The organism is Flavobacterium sp. GW821-FHT12A05 (assembly GCF_058807735.1).
On the sequence record NZ_JBXAQY010000003.1, the window covers coordinates 532,984 to 555,919 of the forward strand.

A 22,936-nucleotide genomic window follows, 5' to 3' on the forward strand; every position below is an offset into this window, starting at 1 on the left:
GATTTACGCAAAGTTCGCAAAGAGTTTTTAAAGAAGGTTTTATAAAAATGAAAGTTCGCAAAGCTATAATTGATAAAGCTTTGCGAACTTTGTGTTTACTGAGCACAAACTAAGATAAAAAATCTTTGCGTGCTTTGCGGTTAAAATCACACTCACAATCTGAAAACTGAGACTGAGACGGAAAACTATTTAACACTCCTAACTTCACCTGTTTTCAAATCAACCGTAAAATGATCTGCTGGAACTTCGTGCATGAATTTATTGAAGATATCAAGAAACAACTTCATCTGTTTTTGCAGAGGTTTAGAAGGATCTTCTTTAGAATCTAAAAATAATTTTGATATTACTTTATACGCTGCAACACGTTTTTCTCCAACATCAACAAAAGCCAGTTCATCGGCACTTCTGAAACGGTAAAAGTCGATTAAAAGGTCATTTCCTGTCCAGTTAAAATCTTCTTTTTTGAGATTGTTTTGAACTAAAATTTGTTCCGATTTTATCTCGGCTTCGTTCCATTCTTTTTGAAACTGAACTTTATTTTTCAGAATAAAATCAAAATCTTTATCTGATTGGATATTAGCCAAAACCAATAAATCCTTTCCCGAAACATTCAGAATAAAATCTTTGAAAGCATCAGGCCAATCGTCTGATAAAAATCTAAGGCGGACTAATTCTTTCAAATGAAAATCGGTGAAATCATGGTAGTTTTTGGTTTTCAGAATATCGATATTCCAAATGTCTTTTGCATTTTGGCTTTGCAAAAACTGATATTCCATTTTATACAAATCAAAAAGTTCATCAAATCCCTTAACCTCATCAATAGTAATGGTTTGGATATCGACAAGATTGTCTTTCTTGATCGTTAATAATTTATAAGCCGGAATATAAGCGGCCAAAGACGGCGTTTGAATATTAACCAAAGTATTGCCTTTTGCAGTGGTACGCAGTCCGGTATCGTTGATGTGCATGTGGCCGCCAAAATGAATCTTCAATCCTGCATCGGCAAAAACCTGCGCTACTTCTTCAACTGGAACCCTGTTTAACTGCCATTTATTTGGGCCTAATAATTCTTTAATTTCCGCGGAAGCGTCATCATTAAAATCAATCATTGGGAAATGGCTGAAAGCAACTAAAGTTTTGCCGCGAAGTCTCGCTTCTGCCGAAATATCCTGAACCCACTTTATAAGGTGTTTTTTGTTCGAAAGTACATTATTATAACCCGTACTGGCTTCAGCATAACTTTTAGAATCTTTTGGATCACCATCGGTTTTCTTCGGAATATAAACATTTCCGTCAATTGCCATTAACCAAAGTCCGTCGATTGGTTCTACGACATAACTCACATCTGGAACTTCAAATCCGGGTGCTACATTATAAACTCTTTTGGTTAATTGAGAAGCTTCAACGGCTTTGTTGTAACTGTAATTTTGGGAATTATAACCGGCAAAAGGAGTCGACCAGAATTTGTATTTTTTATTTGGATAAAAACCAAAGTTTTGAAGATCATTGGTTATGCCTAAATAACCCATTTTAGCAATATCGGCTGTTATGACAACTGGCTGTTCGATATTCATGTTTGGCTTATACATGCCGTCTTTGCTAAAAATGGGTTGGCTTTTTCCTTCTTTTCCTAAAAAATCTTCTTTTCCCGATTCCTGAGCAAATGGTCCAACCGGATCATGATTTCCGGTGGTTATAAAAAATTCAATATTGTATTTTTTTTGGTACTGATCTAAAATTTTCTTCAATCCGCGCACGTGTATCGGCTGTCCGTCATCTGTGTAATCGCCCGGAAGTGCCACGTATTTTATTTTTCGTTTTGCAATATCTTCAAGAGCGGCGATGAAGGCAAAATAATTTTCATTGAAAATTCTCGTCGAATGTAACTGCGAGGCCATCGTTCTTATTAACGCATATTTTCCGGTTTTGGTATTCAAAACACCTTTATAATCATTATCAGAGAAGCTCCCAAACAGATCCTGTAGATGAACATCGGATAAAAATGCAATCTGAACGCCATCTAAATTCTTTTGATTTTGAGCTGAAATTGTATAATTGAAGAAAATTGTAAAGACTATAATTAAGGGGGAAGTAAACTTTAAGTTCATAGGTTTTAAGCTTTTGTAATATGTGGAATTCATTAAAAGCGACGCAGACATTTAATTTACAGCAATTTTATTGATTTAATGATGAAATGAGTTTACGGTATTGTTATCGAATGATAATGTTTATTGAAGTGCATTTTTAAACGCAAAGTCCACAAAGATTTACGCAAAGCTTTGCGAACTTTTTTAGCTACAGATTAAAAGATTAAACAGATTAAAACTTTGCGAACTTTGTGTAAATCTTGCACACTCCTTTACGGTAAAATTTTCATTACAAAAAAAGGCTGTCATTTCTGACAGCCTTTGATTGAGTAAAAACCTTTGTCAAATTTTAAACTTTGACAAAGGTTAGAATAAATATAACTAACTATTTATTTCTTAATAAAACGTTTTATTGTTTTGATTCCGTCTTTCTCCAAAACAATAAAATAAACACCTGTTCTTAATTGCGAAACATCTATGCTATTGCTATTTACTTTTTGTGCTAAAATAATTGTTCCTGTTTGAGAATCAACTATCTTAACCATTCCCGCAATTAAATCTGTAGTAAAGAAAAGTGTTTCTGAAACTGGATTTGGATATATGTTTAATACCTCATCTTTAATCTCCAGCGGTGTAATAATTGATGAAGTTCCAGGACTCATCGCTTCTATCGCTTCTATCCCTGCTACTTTGTCAACTCTGCTGATTCTGATCCAATTAATATTCACAGAACCAGATTGAAAGTATAGAAAAAGATCAGTTGTTCCGGCATCTACCTTTACAGTTTGGGTAACAGTTTGCCAATTTTGTGATCCCCTGGTATTGGGTATATTAACATTTCCTAAAAAAATCGCTTCTTTGTTTAAATAAGAAAATATTTGTCCACCCCCATTACTCGCTACTCTATATTCTATTGTATAAATACCTGATGTTGGGAAATTGATATTATCATACGTTAACGTATTTCCTATTCCTGCATCTGTAACGTTTAAACCTCCACCAACATCTGTTGTTACTTCCGTCTTAATTCCCATCATAGCTGTATAATCTTCAGCCTGAATTAGAGCCGTAGTTTCTGGTTCAATTTTAGAAATTCTAATCCAGTTAATGTTCATACTTTTATTCTGAATATATATGTCAAAATTATAAGTTCCGGCATTTACGTTTACAGTTTGTTTAACAGTCTGCCAGTTTTGCCATCCTCCAGTATTGGGTATATTAACATTTCCTAAAAAAATCGCTTCTGTGTTTAAGTAACTAAATATTTGGCCTCCATCTACAGCACTCGCTATCCTATATTCTATTAAATAAGAACCCGAACTTGGGAAATTGATATTATTATACGTTAGCGTATCTCCTATTCCGGTATCTGTAACATTTAAGCCTCCTCCAACGTCTGTTGTTGCTTCTGTTTTTATTCCCTTCATAGTTGAGTAATCTTCAGCCTGAATTAAGGTTGATTCTTGAGAAGCTATTTTAGTAATCCTAATCCAGTTGATGTTTATGCCCTCCTTTTTAAAGTCTATTGTAAAATTATAGGTTCCGGCATTTACATTTACAATTTGCTTGACAGTTTCCCAGTTTTGCGATCTTTTGGTATTGGGGATATTGACATTTCCTAAAAAAATGGCTTCTTTGTTTAAATAAGTAGCCATTTGAGCTCCATCTACAGTACTCGCTACCCTATATTCTATTAGATAAGGCCCTGATGTTGGAAAATTGATATTAGCATATTTCAACCAGTCGCCGACATGTGTATCCGTAATGTTTAAACCTCCACCAACATCTGTTGTTGTTTCGGTTTTAATTCCACTCATCGCTGTGTAATCTTCAGCCTGAATTAAAGTCGAAGGTTCAGTTTCAATTTTAGAAATTCTAATCCAATTGATGTTCATACTTTTATTTTGAATATATATATCAAAATTATAAGTTCCGGCATTTACGTTTACGGTTTGTGTAACAGTCTGCCACTTTTGCCATCCTCCAGTATTGGGTATATTAACATTTCCTAAAAAAATCGCTTCTTTGTTTAAGTAAGTAAACATTTGACCTCCATCTACAGCGCTCGCTATCCTATATTCTATTAAATAAGAACCTGTACTTGGGAAATTGATATTATTATACGTTAACGTATCTCCTACTCCAGCATCTGTAACGTTTAAACCACCGCCAAAATCTGTTGTTACTTCAGTAGTAATTCCGCTCATAGCAGAATAATCTTCAGCCTGAATTAAAGCTGAAGTTTCTGGTTCTATTTTAGAAATCCTAATCCAGTTAAGGTTCATACTGTTATTTCGCATTAAGATTCCAAATTTATAGGTTCCCGCAGCAGTCACAGTTATTGTTTGTTTAACAGTCTGCCATTTTTGCCATCCTCCCGTATTAGGTAGAAAAATATTTCCAAAAACAATGCTATAATCGTTTAAATGAGGATACATGACAACTAAATCTTGAGTAGTAGCTACTCTGTATTCTATTAAATAAGTACCTGTAGTTGGAAAATAGATATTATTATATGATAACGCGTCTCCTTTATCTATATTTGAAACATTTAGACCTCCGCCAACATCTGTTGTTGCTTCAGTTGTAACTCCAGCCATACCAGAGTAATTTTCTGCCTGAATTAAAATTGAACTTTCTGTTACGATTGCAGGAATTAATTTCCACTGCCCGTTAGTCTGGTTAACATTATCCCATTGCTGTACGTTAGCACCATTGGCTGTACTTGCTCCTGCAACTTCAACTACTTTTCCGCTGTGTCTGGCAATAATTTTATAAAATCCATTGTCTGCTGCAACCACAATAAACTGCTGATTTGCATCTCCACTATAAGGATATTGCCTCACATTGGCACCATTGTCTTTAGAAAAATTCTCTACATCCAAAGATTGCCCGCTATGATTGGCAACAATTTTATATAATCCATCCCCCAAATGTGTAAATGTATATTTTTGATTGTTTCCTTCGTTAATGTTTCCCTGAGCAATATTGGCACCACTTTCTAAACTTTCATTCCACACGACCATATTAAGTCCGCTGTTCCTGTTTTGTAAAAAGAAAGTCTTATTGTTTAAAGTCGTAACTCCATTAGCAAGAATTCGAATAGAACTTACATTATTATTCCAGATTGCATTTAAATTCGGAGTATCAGAATTAATAACTGTCGAAGCTCCTGTAAAATTGTCATTCTGATACAAAATCACACGAAATCCCTGGGCAACTTTAAGCGAAGAAATATCATTGTTTAAAAGACCTAAAGAATTTAAACGTTCCGTATTATAATCTCCTATAATCAATCCTCCGGAAAATCCGCCATAATTGAACTCTTTATAAACCGTGACTACATTTGTCGATGGACTGATTGTTCCTCCTGGCGGAATCTTTCCTGTAATAGAATAACTTCCGAGAGAACCATAAGCCGAATATCCACCTGCTGCTGCATTTCCTGCTCCTGTACCCTTGATACTAATAAAATAGTTACCAGCAGGCAAATTCACATTTAGAGAAGCGTTTAAAGCAAATGGATCTGAATTCCAATACGTTCCCATTTCTGCTCCAGCCGAATTATACAATTTAATCAAAAGATGCAGGTTTCCATCTCTCGAAACAGTATTGGCATTTATGGAAACATTTCCTCCGCCGGTTATAAAACTGAAAAAATCAGAATCGGCTTCGCTTGAAATAATTCCGTTTTTCTGGTTAATCTGTCCGCTTGCATTATAATCTAAAGTTGCTGCAGAAGCGGTATTATTTCCGTAATCGTCTCCGCGGTAACCAACTCCAAATTTAGAACCTGCAATTGTAGCTACATCATCTTGAAAATTATTAGCAAAATTGTATTCGCCTTTACTCCATTGCACAACAGGTCTGTAATAACCTGCACCCATAATTGGCGCCCATGAAGTGCCGTCTAAACCTACGAAATAGTCTTCGGCAGGATTTGTACGTCCGTCATGGCCCAAATCAAAAGTATGTCCAACTTCGTGCGAAGAAGCATCACCGCCAGATTTACCAGAAGTAATAAATACCCAGCAAGGCACATCATTATCCCAGTTAAAAGAACCAATATAAGCTACACCTCCTGCGCCCGGAGCGGCAGTATTAGTTGGCGTAACCACAACACGCATTCTTCTGTTTTTTGGATAGGAATTAAAAACAGCTTCGCTTGTTGTTACGTTTAGATTAAAAGGGCGGTAATCTTCTGAAACGACCTCCCAATGCTGTTGCACGGCTGCATCGCTCATTCCCGATGGTGCTGCATTTATGGCATTACCGTTGTTCCAAAGATTTCCTGCCGGCATATAATAACCGTCAAAATCTAATAAAACACAGCCTGCAGCGCCAGGTAAACTTTGTAAATTCAATAATGCCGGAGCAATATCTGCTGCTGTAGTTTTACTAGTTGCTTTATTAGTTGTTTTAGTAACATTTTCAGAAACGTTTTTGTAATCAATACAAATCAAAGTATTAATATCAACTTTAGAAACAAACGCATTTCCTTGTACGTCCGAATAATATTTATACGCTTCTTTTGTTTTCTTCAAAATAATATGTCCTTCCAGAGAATTATCTGTCACTTTAATGTAAAAAGAAGACTCTGCTACATTTTTAATTTCTCCAATTAAAAGCTCACTTGAAGCATTAGATTCTTTATAATTAATTGTTCCATTAAACCTTTTCGAATTTTCTACCTCAAGTGAAAATGTTTTTGAAGTAGTTTTTGAAGTAACAGAAGCTGCCAACTCTTTCTTTAAATTGTTCATAAACGATTTACTTGAACCTAAAGAAGTTTGTCCGATTGCAAAACTGCTAAACACGATAATTAAGAATAAACTTAACCTAAATCTGTAATTTTTTTTCATCTTTATTAAGTTTTTTTGGATTATCATCTAATCCATTTGATACTTGAGTCAAGTACAAATATACATAAAAACTACAAATAATTAAGTTTTAACCTACAAATAAAATATAAAAATAATTTAATATGAAAGAAATTTACTTATATTTTTTTTGATGTTATTAATTAAACCCTGTATGCTTGTATTTTTTAAAAAATATATACAGCGACTAATTATTATTGAAAAGCACTATCTCTTTTTATAAAAAGAGATAGTGCTTTTTGAAATAGTATATCTTGAAATAGTTATTTCTTTATAAAACGTTTTATAGTTTTGATTCCATCTTTCTCAAAAACAACAAAATAAATTCCTTGTCTCAAATGCGAAACATTCAAACTATTGTCGTTTATTTTTTGTGATGATATTATAGAACCTGTTTGAGAATCTACAATACTTATATTTCCTCCAGTTAAATCTGTGGTTATAAAAAGTGTATTTGCAACCGGATTTGGATAAATATTCAAGTCAACTGAAGCTGTTCTTTCCGTAGTAATTGTTGAAGCGGCAGAAGCGGCTCCAATTTTAGAAATTTTGATCCAGTTGATGTTTGCCTTTTCATTATGAATGTCGATTCTAAGATTATATGTTCGCGCAGCCACGTATACAGTTTGTTGAACCGTTTGCCACTTTTGCCATCCTCCGGTATTGGGTATGTCAACTAAATCAAAAAAATCTCCAAAGTTTAAGTCTGCACTTACTTGAGCTCCATCAACAGCACTCGCTACTCTGTATTCTATTAAATAAAACCCCGTTGTTGGAAAATTGATATTGCTATACCCCGCCCAGTTGACCGAATTAGTATTTGTAATATTTAAACCTCCGCCAAAATCTGTTGTCGCTTCGGTTGTAATTCCTCTCATCGATGAGTAATCTTCTGCCTGAATTAAAGCTGTAGTATTGGGTTCTATTTTAGAAATCCTGATCCAGTTAATGTTCGTACTTTTATTTTGAATGTAGATTCCTAATTTATAGACTCCAGAATTCACTGTTACAGTTTGTTTAACAGTTTGCCAGTTTTGCCATCCTCCGGTATTAGGCACATTTACATTTCCTATAAAAATAGCCTGATCATTTAAATCTGTAAATATTTTGGCTTGATCTACAGCAGTAGCTACTCTATATTCTATTAAATAAGTACCCGCTGATGGAAAATTGATCTTGTCATAGGACAACAAGTCACCTAGTTTTGTATTTGTGACGTTTAGACCTCCTCCAACATCGGTTGTTAATTCCTTTGTAATTCCTCCCTCCATAGAAGAATAATCTTCTGCCTGAATTAAAGTCGAAATTCCTGTTACGGTTGTAGGAGTTAATTTCCATTGTCCGTTAGTCTGGTTAAGATTTTCCCATTGCTGCACATTGGCACCATTGGCTGTACTTGCGCCGGCAACATCAACAACTTTTCCGCTGTGTCTGGCAATAATTTTATAAAATCCATCGCCTGCAGCAACCACAATAAATTGCTGATTTGCTCCTGCGCTATAAGGATATTGCCTTACATTGGCACCATTGTTTGTAGAGTAATTATCTACATCCAGAGATTGTCCGCTATGACTGGCAATAATTTGATACAATCCATCGCCTAAATGTGCAAACGTAAATTTTTGATTGTTTCCGTCATTACTGGCTCCCTGAGCAATATTGGCACCATTTTCTAAACTTGCATCCCACACAACCATATTAAGTCCGCTGTTTTTGTTTTGCAAAAAGAAGGTCTTATTGTCTAAAGTGGTAACTCCGTTGGCAAGAATTCGGACAGAACTTGTTTTATCATTCCATGCTGCATTTAAACCCGCATTATCAGAAGTAATAACTATTGAAGCTCCTGTAAAATTGTCATTCTGATACAAAATTGCCTGAAATCCCTGAGCAACTTTAAGCGAAGAAATATCATCGTCTAAAAAGCCTAAAGAATTTAAACGTTTAGTATCATAATCTCCGATGGTCAATCCTCCGGAAAATCCATCATAATTGAAATCTTTATAAACCGTTACTACATTTGTAGATGGAGGGATTGTTCCTCCTGGCGGAATCGTTCCTGTAATAGAATAACTTCCGATAGAACTATAAGCCGAATATCCGCCATAACCTGCATCTCCTGCTCCGGTACCTTTGATACTAATGAAATAATTACCTTTAGGCAAATTCACATTCATAGAAGCGTTTAAGACATAAGGATCCGGATTCCAGTACGTTCCCATTTCTACACCTGCTGAGTTATACAATTTAATCATAAGATGCAATATTCCATCAATTGGCATTGTATTGGCGTTAATAGAAATATTTCCTCCGCCAGTATTAAAACTAAAAAAATCAGAATCAGCTTCACTTGAAATGACCCCATTCTTTTGATTAATTGCTCCGTTGGCACTATAATCTAAATAATCTGCCGTAGCAATATTATTTCCATAATCATCAACACGATATCCTATACCAAATTGAGATGCAATAATCGCCAAATCGTCCTGCTTCTCACTAGCATAATTATATTCTCCTTTACTCCATTGCACAACAGGATTATAATATCCAACTCCCATAATAGGGGCCCACGATGTATTGGGTATACCATAAAAATACGGTTCTACAGGATTTGTACGACCATCATGAGCAAGACCTAATGTATGTCCTATTTCATGCGATGTGGCATTTGCACAAATTTTACCCGAGATCATAAATATCCAACACGGTGCATCACTGTCCCAACCGAAGGAACCTCCATAAGCCACGCCTCCCAACCCACCGGACGCAGTATCAGTTGGAGTTATTACTGCACGCATTCTTCTGTTTTTGGGATAAGTGTTAAAAACGGCTTCGCTTGTTGTAACATTCAGATTAAAAGGTCGGTAATCTTCTGCAACTATTTCCCAATTGTGTTGTATATCGGCATCGCTCATTCCGGATGGTGCTGCATCGATGGGGTTACCACTATTCCATATATTTCCTGCCGGCATATAATAACCGTCATAATCTAATAAAATACAACCTGCCGCCCCCGGTAAACTTTGTAAGTTTAATACCGCCTGAGAAATTGCTGTCGCAGTTGTTTTATTCGTCGTTTTATTGGTATTTTCAGGAATGTTTGGGTAACCGATACAAATCAAAGTATCAATATCAACTTTAGAAACAAAAGCATTTCCCTGTGCGTCAGAAAAATATTTATACGCTTTTTTAGTTTTCTTCAAAATAATATGTCCTTCTACAATATTATTTTTTATTCTGATGAAAAAAGAAGATTCCGGAATGCCCTTGATTTCTCCAATCAAAAATATACTGGAAGCATTAGATTCTTTAAAATTTATTTTTGCTTTAAAGGTTTTTGAATTTTCTACCTTAAGCGAAACTGTTTTTTGATTCTTTACAAGTTCTTTTTTTAAATTTCTCATAAACGTTTTACTCGAACCTAAAGAAGTTTGTGCTGTTGCAAAATTACTTAAGACAATAACAACTATTAAACTCAACCATAATCTAGTACTGTTTTTCATATTTTATAGTATTTAATGTTATATTATTATTTAGAAATATCAGTTTGTACTGGGATTTTCAAAAGCAATATTAATGCGGATTACTCGCTGTATTGAATGCTGACCTAAAAGTTCCAATACTAGTTCATGCGCCTTCCTCTTCTCTTTTTGTGATTTTTTTTCATAGTAATTGTTTAATGGGTTAACGTATCGGCGTAATTATTTGAAGTAAAAGAATCGATACAAGCATAAATAAACACAACATAAGATACTGAACATCAAATAATTAAGTCAAATATAGTAAAAATTATATTACATTTTAATGTTATAAGTTTTTTCTTTAAATTTTAAATTATTGCTAAATTTAGAATTTAAAGCAGTAATAAACATTTGATTAAGGCCTCTTTAATTATTGAGTTTAAGAAGAAAATGTTATTTTCTTTTTTCAAGAAGTCAGGATTTTACAACAGAGGATACAATAAAAAAGGCTGTCATTTCTGACAGCCTTTCAATTACATTAAAACCTAACTTTAATGTACCTAAAACCATTATGGCAAATGGGTTAAGAAATTATTTTTTAATAAAACGTTTAATTGTTTTCTCGCCATCTTTTTCAAAAACAACAAAATAAATTCCTTGTCTCAAATTCGAAACATTCAAGCTATTGTCGCTGATTTTTTGTGATGAAATTATAGAACCCGTTTGAGAATCTACTATTTTTATATTTCCTCCCGAAAGTTCTTTTGTAAAGAAAAGCGTTTCTGAAACCGGGTTTGGGTAAATATTAAATACCGTTTCTTCCACTTCGTTTTCTGTAATTGCCGAAGCAACAGGTGCTCCTGCTCCAACTTTCGTAATTCTGATCCAGTTGATGTTCATTCCTGTATTTTGAATATAGATTCCGAAATTATACGTTCCAGCATTTACGTTTACCGTTTGCGTAACCGTCTGCCAGTTTTGCCAGCCTCCGGTATTCGGGATATCAACATTTCCTAGAATTATGGTTCCTCCATTTAAATCAGATGACAATCTGCCGCCTGTAACCCCGCTGGCCACTCTATATTCGATTAAATACGAACCCGTTGTTGAGAAATTAATATTGTTATACGCCAGCCAGTCACCTGTTTCGGTATAACCTACATTTGAACCACCGCCAGTATCTGTAGTAGCTTCAACCTGAATACCGCTCATAGCCGAATAATCTTCGGCTTGAATTAAAGTTGAAGTTTGAGAAGTCGTTGTCGCAATCAGTTTCCATTGTCCACAAGTCTGGTTGTTATTATCCCATTGCTGTACAATAGCTCCTGAAGCTGTACTTGCTCCGGCAACCTCAACAATTCTTCCGCTGTGACGGGCCACAATTTTATAAAATCCGTCGCCTGTTGAAACTAAAATAAACTGTTGATTCGTAGTTCCGTTATACGGATATTGTTCAACACGTGTACCATTAGCCACATTAAAACCATTAACATCCATAGACTGCCCGCTGTGGTTGGCAATAATCTTATACATTCCGTCTCCTAAATGAGTCAATGTAAATTTCTGATTGTTTCCTGAATTAAGTCCTCCTTGATTAATTCCAGCTCCGTTGGACATACTTGCGTTCCATACGTCCATGTATAATCCGCTGTTTCTGTTCTGTAAAAAGAAAGTCTGATTTCCTAAAGTCGTAACACCATTTGCCAGAATTCGGATAGAACTTACTTTGTCATTCCAAGTGGTGTTTAAACAAGAATTATCAGAATTAATTACGGTTGAAGCTCCGGTAAAATTATCATCCTGATACAAAATCGCCTGATAACCCTGCGTAATTTTAAGCGAAGAAATATCATCATTTAAAACTCCAAGAGAGTTTAAACGCGCCAGATTATAATCGCCAATTGTTAATCCGCCAGAGAAACCTGTGTAATTACAATCTTTATAAACCGTAATCACATCGGTTGACGGACTGATATTGCCTCCCGGCGGAATGGTTCCTGTAATAGAATAACTTCCGATAGATCCATAAGCCGAATAACCGCCGCTTCCGGCATTTCCTGCTCCGTTTCCATCAACGCCGATAAAATATTTACCCGCCGGAAGATTTACATTCATAGAAGCATTTAAAGCAAATGGATCTGAATTCCAATACGTTCCCATTTCTGCTCCAGCCGAATTATACAATCTGATTAAAAGATGCAGATTTCCATCTCTCGAAACGGTATTGGCATTTATGGAAATATTTCCGCCTCCGGTTGTAAAAGTGAAGAAATCATAATCGGCTTCGCTTGAAATAATTCCGTTTTTCTGGCTAATCTGTCCGTTTGCATTATAATCTAAAGTTGCTGCAGAAGCGGTGTTATTTCCGTAATCGTCTCCGCGGTAACCCACTCCAAATTTAGAACCGGCAATTGTAGCTACATCATCTTGAAAATTATTAGCAAAATTGTATTCGCCTTTACTCCATTGCACAACAGGTCTGTAATAACCTGCACCCATAATTGGCGCCCATGAAGTGCCGTCTAAACCTACGAAATAATCTTCGGCAGGATTTGTACGTCCGTCATGGCCCAAATCAAAAGTATGTCCAATTTCGTGCGAAGAAGCGTCACCGCCAGATTTACCAGAAGTAATAAATACCCAGCAAGGCACATCATTATCCCAGTTAAAAGAACCAATATAAGCTACACCTCCTGCGCCCGGAGCGGCAGTATTTGTTGGCGTAACCACAACACGCATTCTTCTGTTTTTTGGATAGGAATTAAAAACGGCTTCGCTTGTTGTTACGTTTAGATTAAAAGGACGATAATCTTCTGAAACGACTTCCCAATGCTGTTGTACGGCTGCATCGCTCATTCCAGAAGCAGCGGCATTTATGGCATTACCGTTGTTCCAAAGATTTCCTGCCGGCATATAATAACCGTCAAAATCTAATAAAACACAGCCTGCGGCACCAGGTAAACTTTGCAAATTCAATAATGCCGGAGCAATTTCTGCTGCAGCTGCTGTTTTGTTTGTAGCATTAGAACTCGAAGGCACATTTTCATAATTAATACAAACCAAAGTATTAATGTCTACTTTAGAAACAAAGGCATTTCCTTTTGCATCTGAGTAATATTTGTAGGCTTCTTTGGTTTTCTTTAAAATAATATGCCCTTCAAGTGATTGGTCTTTTACTTTAACGTAAAAGGAAGATTCAGCAATGTTTTTAATTTCTCCAATTAAAAATTCGCTTGATTCATTTGATTCTTTGTAGTTTATTTTTCCTGTAAAGTTTTTGGAATTTGCTGCCTTAAGCAATACTGTTTTTTCTGTGCTTTTTGAAGTGGCAGAAGTAACAAGCTCTTTCTTTAAATTGTTCAAAAATGTTTTGCTCGAACCTAAAGAAGTCTGCGCGGCAACAAAACCGCTGAAAGCCAGAAAGAGAAATAAAGTTAAGCTGAGTTTGTAGTTGTTTTTCATATTTATTTGGGGGTTAAAAATGTTATAATCAACTTGGAGTGTTTTAAAACACATAGAATTTTGCCACAGATTAAGAGATTAAAATGATTCATAATCTGTGGCATAAATTCATTGTTTAGCCACGAATTACACTAATTTTCGCGAATTTCTGCTCTAATCAATGATTTGTGAAAATTGGTGTAATTCGTGGCAGTTTATTTTTTGCTACAGATAAAAAAATCAATCCTTTAATCTGTGGCTGTACTTTATAGAAAAAGTTATTTTTTAATAAAACGTCTTACCGTTTTAACGCCGTCTTTTTCTACTAAAATTAGGTAAATACCACTTTTTAAGCCTGAAACATTAATACTGTTGTCGCTGGCTTTTTGTGTAGAAATTGTGGCTCCGTCCTGAGAGTTTATGATACTCACATTACCGCCTGAAACTTCTGCTGAAAAGAAAAGGGTATCTTCTGATGGATTTGGATAAACTGTCAGACTTTCGATTTTATCTGCTGAAGCCGATTTAGCAGCTAAACCTGAAGCCGATTTTGTGATTCTAAACCAGTTAATATTAAAGCCTGTATTTTGAACATATATTCCGAAGTTATATGTTCCGGCATTTACATTTACGGTTTGGGTAACTGTCTGCCAGTTTTGCCATCCTCCTGTATTGGGTACATTAACCGCTCCCAGCTGAATAGATCCTGCATTTAAATCTGATGATAATCTACCACCGGTAACAGCACTTGCTACTCTGTATTCAATTACATAGTTTCCAGAAGTTGGGAAATTAATGTTGTAATATGCCATCCAGTCTCCTGTATCGCAGTACCCAACATTTAATCCGCCGCCAGTATCTGTAGTAGCTTCCGTTTGAACGCCGCTCATCGTATTGTAATTTTCGGCTTGAATTAAAGTTCCAGTTCCCGGAGGATTACTTCCTGTAATTACCTGATTAATGGCTGTTAACAACGATTTTGCTCCTGTTGCGTCTTGAGATAATTCCCAAATCATAACACCGCCCGCATTTTGAATAGCGAAAGTTGTTTTGGCTTTGATTGTTGGAATTCCGTTATAATAAATCGTATTTCCAACCTGATCCAGATTTTCAGCTCCCGGATATTGCGCTACGATATTGGCATACGAAATTCCCTGATTAGCCGAAGCTCCAAAGCCGTATCCGTAAAAAGGCAATCCGATGATGGCTTTACTTGCCGGTAAACCTCTTCCAGTCCAATAATTAAATTGATTTACAGCCATACTGTATGGAGAATGCTGACCCGGATTTCCTGGCTGCCATGGACCTGTTGCATCGTATGCCATGATATTGATCCAGTCATAAGCCGCAAAAGTAGATGCAGGTACATTAGCACCACCATATCCTTCTGAAAGCGCAGCCGAAATCAACTTACCATTGGCATGCAGTTTAGCGGCAAGAGCAATTACAAATCCGCCATAATCGGCATTAATTGCCGGACCTTCTAAATCTACGTCGACTCCGTCAAAATTATGTGCTACCACATAATCGTAGATTTTTTGAATAAAAGCCGTTCTGTTTGCCGGTTTAATTAAATTAAAATAATTGTCGCGAATGGCTCCGCCCTCAGAAATTGCGCCTCCTCCAAGCGAAACAAAAACTTTAATGTTTTGAGCATGTGCTGCATTAATAATGGTGTTACTTCCTGAATTAAAACTCAAATAACCATTAGCATCGGGATTTTCAAACGCAAGATTAATGTGCGTTAATTTACTGTACTGAATTGTACTCGATAAAGCATTTAGATCAACCCAGTTTGGGATATAAGCTATTACTTTTTTCTGGGCCGCAGCTAAATTAAAAGCACCCAATACTAAAATAATCACGCATTTCTGCAGCATTCTTCTGTAATTGTTTTTCATAATAATTGTTTTAATAGATTAATAAACTCGTAAATAGTTGGGACGGTTTTTGAGTTGTATTTTTATTTTAGATTTCAGTCTTTAGATTTTAGATTTGACTGCTGTGCAATCTAATTTTGCAGAACTAACAACTGCCTCATTATTATCTAAAATCTAAAGCCTAAAATCCTTTTTATTTAAAACTATTTTTTGATAAAACGTTTGATCGTTTGTTTGCCATCTTTTTCAAAAACAATCAAATAGATTCCTTTTGTTAAGTGCGAAACATCGACGCTGTTACCACTGCTTTTTTTCGATAAAACAGTATTTCCTGATTGTGCATCTACGATTTTTACATTTCCTCCTGAAAGGTCTGTTGTAGTAAATAAGATGTTCTCAACCGGACTTGGATAAACATTTAAAACAGTTTCTGCAGGCGCTTCTTCTTCTGTTTGAACCAAAGCCGATTTAGCTGCTAATCCTGCTCCTACTTTTGTAATTTTAATCCAGTTGATGTTCATTCCGGTATTTTGAATGTAGATTCCGAAATTATATGTTCCTGCATTTACATTTACCGTTTGCGAAACTGTCTGCCAGTTTTGCCATCCTCCTGTATTTGGAATATCAACATTTCCTAAAACAATTGTTCCACCGTTTAAATCAGATGATAATCTTCCTCCAGTAACGGCACTTGCCACTCTGTATTCAATTAAATACGAACCAGTTGTTGGGAAATTAATGCTGTTATACGCTAACCAATCGCCCGTTTCAGTATATCCTACATTCGATCCTCCTCCGGTATCTGTAGTAGCTTCAACCTGAATACCGCTCATAGCTGAATAATCTTCTGCCTGAATTAAAACGGAAGTTTGAGAACTTGCTGCCGGAACTAATTTCCATTGTCCGCAAGTTTGGTTGTTATTATCCCATTGTTGTACAATAGCGCCAGAAGCCGTGCTTGCTCCTGCTACCTCAACAATTCGGCCGCTGTGTCTGGCTACAATTTTATAGAAACCATCTCCAGTAGAAACCAAAACAAACTGCTGATTTGTTGTGGCGTTGTACGGATATTGCTCTACACGTGCACCATTGGCTTTATTGAAATTATTTACATCTAAAGATTGTCCGCTGTGATTGGCTATAATTTTATACAATCCATCACCTAAATGCGTAAAAGTAAATTTCTGGTTGTTTCCTGAATTCAAAGCACCTTGGTTGATTCCTGCACCATTAGATAAACTTGCGTTCCAAACATCCATATATAAACCACTGTTTCTGTTTTGTAAAAAGAAAGTCTGGTTTCCTAAAGTTGTGGTTCCGTTTGCCAAAATTCTAATAGAAGTTACCTTGTCATTCCAAGTTGTGTTTAAGCAAGAATTATCAGAATTAATTACAGTTGAAGCTCCGGTAAAATTATCATCCTGATACAAAATGGCCTGATAACCCTGCGTGATTTTCAGCGAAGAAATATCATCATTTAAAACTCCAAGTGAATTTAAACGGGCCAGATTATAATCTCCAATTGTTAATCCGCCTGAAAATCCTGTGTAATTGCAATCTTTATAAACTGTAACCACATCTGTAGAAGCCGGCACAGAAGGCACCGTTCCTGCATAACCTCCAAAAACAGCAATTACTTTTGTTGGCTGTGGTGTATGAAGCGATGGCGACTGGTCTGCCACATCATCATAAGCAAATCCGTAAGCCAGATTATCAACACTTATTCCCGGTAAATGCCAGAATTTAGAATAATGATTCGTTGGACTTACCTGATAATATTTTGAGGCATCGTACCAGTTTTGCTGTCCCGGATTTGGAGTTGTAGTGTTTACAACATGTCTGTTAATTGCGGCCGTTAACTGCGCCTGAATTACAAGATCTAAATCACCGTCGACTAATCTTCTGTCCAGAACACCTTTTCCTTCAAGAGCTTCCTGAGTTGTAGGTCTGTTTTGCACTCTTCCGGTACGGCCGACAAAACCTCCTGATTGTCCAACCATTTCGAGCTGTTCGCCAATAACTCTTCCTTTAAAAACTCCGGCATCTCCTGCGTAAAAAATTAAATCTTCATTTTTGTATTTATTCCAAATAGCATCGATATACGATTTTAAATAATTAGCCTGAGGTCCAACTGAAGTTCCGCCTGATCCATCTGCGAAAGCCGGAGTTTTAGAAGGCGCTGTAATTTCGCCTGTTGCATCATTAACGCATCCTTGAAATTCTGCCGGAACATTGGCTTTAAAAGCCGCTACAATATCGGCGTGTTTTTTTAAATCGCCTACTTTCTTTTGGTAACCATTGGCACCAAACAATTCCAATCCCATTGGGTATTTATATGAATCTACTCTTGTTGGATTTCCAAAGAAACCATACTGATTATTGGTCAATTCGATGATTTCATATAAAATGCCCTGATTTGGATCTGTAGCATTTAACGGATTTGGCGATGTGTATCCCGATGGAGCTCCATTAGCACCAAAAAAGTAAAAATACAACTGTTGTCCTTTGGCAATAAAAACCCTGCATCCTGCAATTAATGGCAAAGTGAACGTTTTATTTGGAATTTCGCTCAGCTTGGTAAAACAAGCCGCATATTTTGAGTTTTGTCCCGGTCCGGTGTTACCGCCAATTGTAGGTCCGGTTACGGTATTATAAGACGGATTCATGGGTAAAACCTGACTCGTTTTGGCATTAACCCAAACATGGTTTCCGGTTGTATAATCAATACCAACAATGGCTACATATAATTCGTTATCGTTAAACGGAGAAGTATTATTTATGGTAAAGGGAATCGCTCCCTGCCCATACATTAGATTTGAAAACACCAGAAACAGTGCTGCCAAAATGGATAATCTTTGAAGTTTATTGTTTTTCATATGTAAAAATTTTTGGGGTTACATAAATAGATTCTAAACCAAAGCCATTTTTTAATAATGACTTTATAATCTGCCAGGCGTAATTCTTGGTGCTATCCTTTTTAAATTTTATTCCAGCTATTGAATTTTGGGGCTATTTTTTTAAATGAATTACACCCAGCAGATTTTTAATTATTTTTTGATCAGCTTTTTAGTCCAGCTTTTTTGATCTGATTTGAAATTCAAAATGTAAATTCCTTTTGTCAGTCGGCTGATATCAATTACGCTTTCATTCGCTCCTGCCTGTACTTTATTTTGAAGCACCGGCGTTCCTGAATTATCATAAATCGTAATGATTTTATTATCCAGATTTTCTGGCACTGCAACCTGAATATAACTGCTCGCAGGGTTTGGATATACTGCAAAAACGGTTTCTTCTGCCTGAACTTCTTCTACAGCAACGTTGGTTTTTTTAGCCGCTGATGCTGCTCCGTAAGCTTCAATTTCATACAATGAATATCCGTAAGGAGCCAAAGCTTTTGCTGTACATAAAATGCGAAGGTATCTTCCTGTTCCACTTACCGTTAAATCATCTGTTCCTCCGTCGCTGGCTGTCTGCGTGTTTATGGTTTCATTTTCTGTGAAAACATTATCAGTTGAAAGCTGTACTTTATATTGCGTTGCAAAAGCAGCTTCCCATTTTAGAACTACACGATTAAGGTTGTAATTACTTCCTAAATCCACATAAATCCACTCGGTAGCATTGGCAAATGAACTTGCCCATCTTGATACGGTTCCGTCTCCGTCTGTTGCTTTATTGGCAGACAACGTTGGATTTTCTTCTGTAGAAGCGGTTGCTGTTTTTCCTAAAGCCAAATTAACGGTAGGATTTGCTGTAATATTTCGAACCGTAACATCGCTGAAAACTCCGGTGGCCAAAGTTCCGTTTGCGTGAGAAGTAACGGCCAATCCCACATAAATGGTATTTGCCATTGCAATTGTTTTTGGAGTTCCAAGCTGTGTCCACGTTGTTCCGTTGTCAGAAGTATAAGAAGTAAATACATTTCCTGAACGTACTACACGAAGCCATTTTGGAGATGTTCCGGCTGCAACATCAGCTGCAGTAACTCCCGAAACAGCATTTCTTGTTAAAAATTCAACTCCAGCCGCTGCCGTAATATCAGTCATAGCGTGTTTAGAAGTTGGTGTAAGCGTTTCTCTAAACATTACTCCCGCTTTTGCATACGTATTGGTATTGGTAAGCGAATTTACTTTGGCAATAATCTCACCATCACCCGTAATAGATTGGTTTACAAACTGAAATTGATCGCTTGTTTCCCAAATATCTGTTCCTGAACCTTTAATGGTAAAAGTTCCGCTGGCATGTGTCGCTTCTCCTGCAGGTGTTACCGCACCTAAATCTGTACTAATCCAAGGGGAAGGCAGTCCAGCCGGCGGATTTTCTGTAGAAACTAAATTTAAAGCTCTTAGATTATCAAAATAATACGTGTTTCCGGAACTTGTTCCCGGTTCAAACAAGAAAACAAAACGGTTTACTTCGCTGTCTAAAGTCGAAGCATCTGGCGTACTTGCGTATGTAAAAGTAATCGTATGCCAGGTATTCGTTTGTTTTACAACTCCCTGATAAATACTATGTCTTCCAACCGGATAATTGGCCGGAACCGAAGCACTGCTTTCTGCCTGCCACGAAATAATAGATCCAACCGGAGCAGAAGTATACACATCCATTGCGAATTTTTTCGTTCCTGCTTTAAAATCTCCAATATTAGTTAAGGTTGTATTGAATGAGAAATTATCATACAATTCTGTTGATTTTCTCAGGTATTTTCCAACATTTGAAGAAGTATTAATTCCCGTTGCACTTGGATTTACTGTGTTTGGCGTATACGTTCCAATAGCATCTCTAAACGTAATATTGTGCGTATTTTGATAATCTTCGTACACTACTCCAGGCGTAAAAGTATCCGGAAGTTTAGTAGAACCAATTCTGATATTATCGAAATAATAAGTATCGTTTGTATAAGAACCAGAGTTAAATAATAAAACCATTTGGTTTACTGCCAGGTTTGAAGTTCCGGCATCCGGACTTGAATTGTAGTAAAAAGTCAGCGTTTCCCATTGATTTTGTTTGGTTGTAATCGCTACATAATTACTGTTTCTTCCCGTTGGATAATTGGCCGGAAGTGATGTGGCGCTGTTCTCAAAATTCATACTTACAACTGTTCCAATTGGTGCCGTTGTATATACATCGATCATGATTTTATTGGTCTGACTTTTGAATAACCCGGCATCTTCGATCGTGCTTTGGGTATTAAAGAAAAGTACATCGTATTGTTCTGTTACGTTTCTAACGTACTTCGCCACATTCGCGGAAGCGTTAACCGAATTTGAACCCGGATTTGCCGCAACAGAATATACTCCGGTTGTCGTTCCTTTTATGATTTTATTGATACCGTCGTAATTCTGCAAAACATCTGTAGCAATAATTGGTTTTTCCGGTGCTGCTTTTGTCAACAAATTATCGAAATAATAGGTGGCTCCCGAATTTGAATTGGATTCGAAAAGGAAAACTACATTATTGATTGTCAAAGCACTTGTATTTGGATCAATTATTTTTTCGAACTCAAATTCAATGGTTTCCCATTTGTTCTGAACCGTTGTTGTCGCTTTGTAACCGCTGTGTCTTCCTGACGGATAGTTTGTTGCTGTGGTTACCAGACTATTTTCTAACTGCATTGAAATTTTTGTTCCAACAGGCGCCGATGTATAAATATCAAAAGAAAGTCTTTTTCTTCCGTAAACATAATCGTTGGCGTTTGTGATGGTTACGTTTCTAATATTCAAAACATCATATAATTCGCTTGAATTTCGAACGTATTTTCCAACCAAAGCCGATGTGTTAATTCCTATTGCAGAAGGATTGGCAACGGCTTCTGTTAAAACTCCGGTTTTTACAGGATACAATACATTGCGGTTGCTTTGAAAATCTTCATGTATTTTCTCTACAGGAATTACAGCTTCTGTTGTTACAGCCAGTTTATACGTATTGGCAGTACAACCCGAAGTTGTGGCTGTTACCGAAACGTCTCCGCCAGTTGTTCCCCAATTTACCGTTACTGCATTTGTTCCTTGTCCCGAAGTAATTGTGGCTCCTGCAGGAACTGACCAATTGTAGGCTGCTCCGGTAATTGCAGTAATAGAATACGTTTTGCTTGTTTCGTTTTGATATACTTTTGCATCTCCTGCTACGGCATACTTATAACTTCCGTCATAAACACGAACATAATCTACTTGCAGTTTAGCTGGAAAATCACCCGGAATTGGCGGTACTCCCGCACCATTTACGCTTGTATAAGGCGTTCCAGCACTACCAACAGCCAGATTTAAAATGATATAAAACTGATTGTCATTAAAAGGCCATCCGCCGTTTACAGTTGTATTAGGCGTTGCGGTATGAAATAAAATATCATCGATAAACCATTTGATAAAATTTGGTCCCCATTCTACCGCATAAACATGAAAATCAGAAGACAAATCAGTTGGCGAGCTGTAGCTTCTGCCTGTAAAATGATAGCCGTTTCCGTCGTAATGAATTGTTCCGTCTACCGATTTTGGGTTTCTGTGTTTGGCTTCCATAATGTCAATTTCACCCGTAAACGGCCAGTTTCCTCCAACTGGAAGCATCCAGAATGCCGGCCAGGCGCCCTGCCCGTTTGATAATTTCATACGAGCTTCAACCCTTCCGTATTTAAGCGAATATTTTCCTTCAGTAGTTAATTTTGAAGAAGCATACGGCTGATCCGGAAATGAAGCATTCGGCTCATATTTTGCTTGAATGTTCAGGTAACTGTTTGTGCCTTCTTTTACAATTGTAGCTTGATTTGGATCGTAGCGCTGTGCCTCAGCATTTCCGAATCCGCAGAGTGAAGGACATCCGTTTCCGGAGATACTCTGCCATTTGGTTAAATCGACTGTAGTGCCGTTAAATTCATCTGACCAGACCAATGTATTACATTGTGCCTGAACTTTCAAAAAGGGCAGCAATACAAATAATACTGCAATTGAAAATCTTTTTAAATAATAGAGATTGTCTTTCGGTGGTCGGCCGAAAAAAGAGTCATTTTGATTCATTTTTTTAGTTTTTTGTTAGTAAAGCAATATTCGTTGACAAAAACCTGTTTCGTGAAAAACAGATCATTATCTCAGTAATAATCCGACAATATTAACAAATAAATCAGGCTAGACTTACATTTTTGGGTACGGTTTGACTACGGTGGTGATAAAAAAATGTAATAATTAGCGCTCAAAAAGCGT

Annotated in this window: 7 protein-coding genes; all 7 read right to left on the minus strand. The window is 36.6% G+C overall.

From position 1 onward, the window contains the following. Positions 1-185: 185 nt before the first annotated feature. The 7 genes from AC1RRQ_RS08835 to AC1RRQ_RS08865 all read right to left on the minus strand — a co-directional run bounded on the left by AC1RRQ_RS08835 (position 186) and on the right by AC1RRQ_RS08865 (position 22,753). Positions 186-2,108, minus strand: coding sequence for a metallophosphoesterase (locus tag AC1RRQ_RS08835; protein WP_493022656.1), 1,923 nt, complete (start codon positions 2,106-2,108; stop codon positions 186-188). A 368-nt stretch (positions 2,109-2,476) separates the two neighbouring features. Then, the gene (locus tag AC1RRQ_RS08840; protein WP_493022657.1) at positions 2,477-6,949 is read right to left on the minus strand and encodes a carbohydrate-binding protein; all 4,473 of its coding nucleotides are present in this window, start codon (positions 6,947-6,949) and stop codon (positions 2,477-2,479) included. Between the two features lie 281 nt (positions 6,950-7,230). Next, positions 7,231-10,467 (minus strand): carbohydrate-binding protein, encoded by a 3,237-nt coding sequence (locus AC1RRQ_RS08845; protein ID WP_493022658.1) that lies wholly within the window; start codon positions 10,465-10,467, stop codon positions 7,231-7,233. A gap of 549 nt (positions 10,468-11,016) precedes the next feature. Then, positions 11,017-13,887, minus strand: a complete 2,871-nt coding sequence (locus AC1RRQ_RS08850) for a carbohydrate-binding protein (protein WP_493022659.1) — start codon at positions 13,885-13,887, stop codon at positions 11,017-11,019. A gap of 257 nt (positions 13,888-14,144) precedes the next feature. After that, the gene (locus AC1RRQ_RS08855; RefSeq protein WP_493022660.1) at positions 14,145-15,767 is read right to left on the minus strand and encodes a glycosyl hydrolase family 18 protein; all 1,623 of its coding nucleotides are present in this window, start codon (positions 15,765-15,767) and stop codon (positions 14,145-14,147) included. A 182-nt stretch (positions 15,768-15,949) separates the two neighbouring features. Then, on the minus strand, positions 15,950-18,622 hold the full coding sequence (locus AC1RRQ_RS08860; protein ID WP_493022661.1) for a beta-1,3-glucanase family protein: 2,673 nt from the start codon (positions 18,620-18,622) through the stop codon (positions 15,950-15,952). 171 nt (positions 18,623-18,793) lie between these two features. Continuing rightward, positions 18,794-22,753, minus strand: coding sequence for a family 16 glycosylhydrolase (locus tag AC1RRQ_RS08865; protein ID WP_493022662.1), 3,960 nt, complete (start codon positions 22,751-22,753; stop codon positions 18,794-18,796). Between the last annotated feature and the right edge of the window lie 183 nt (positions 22,754-22,936).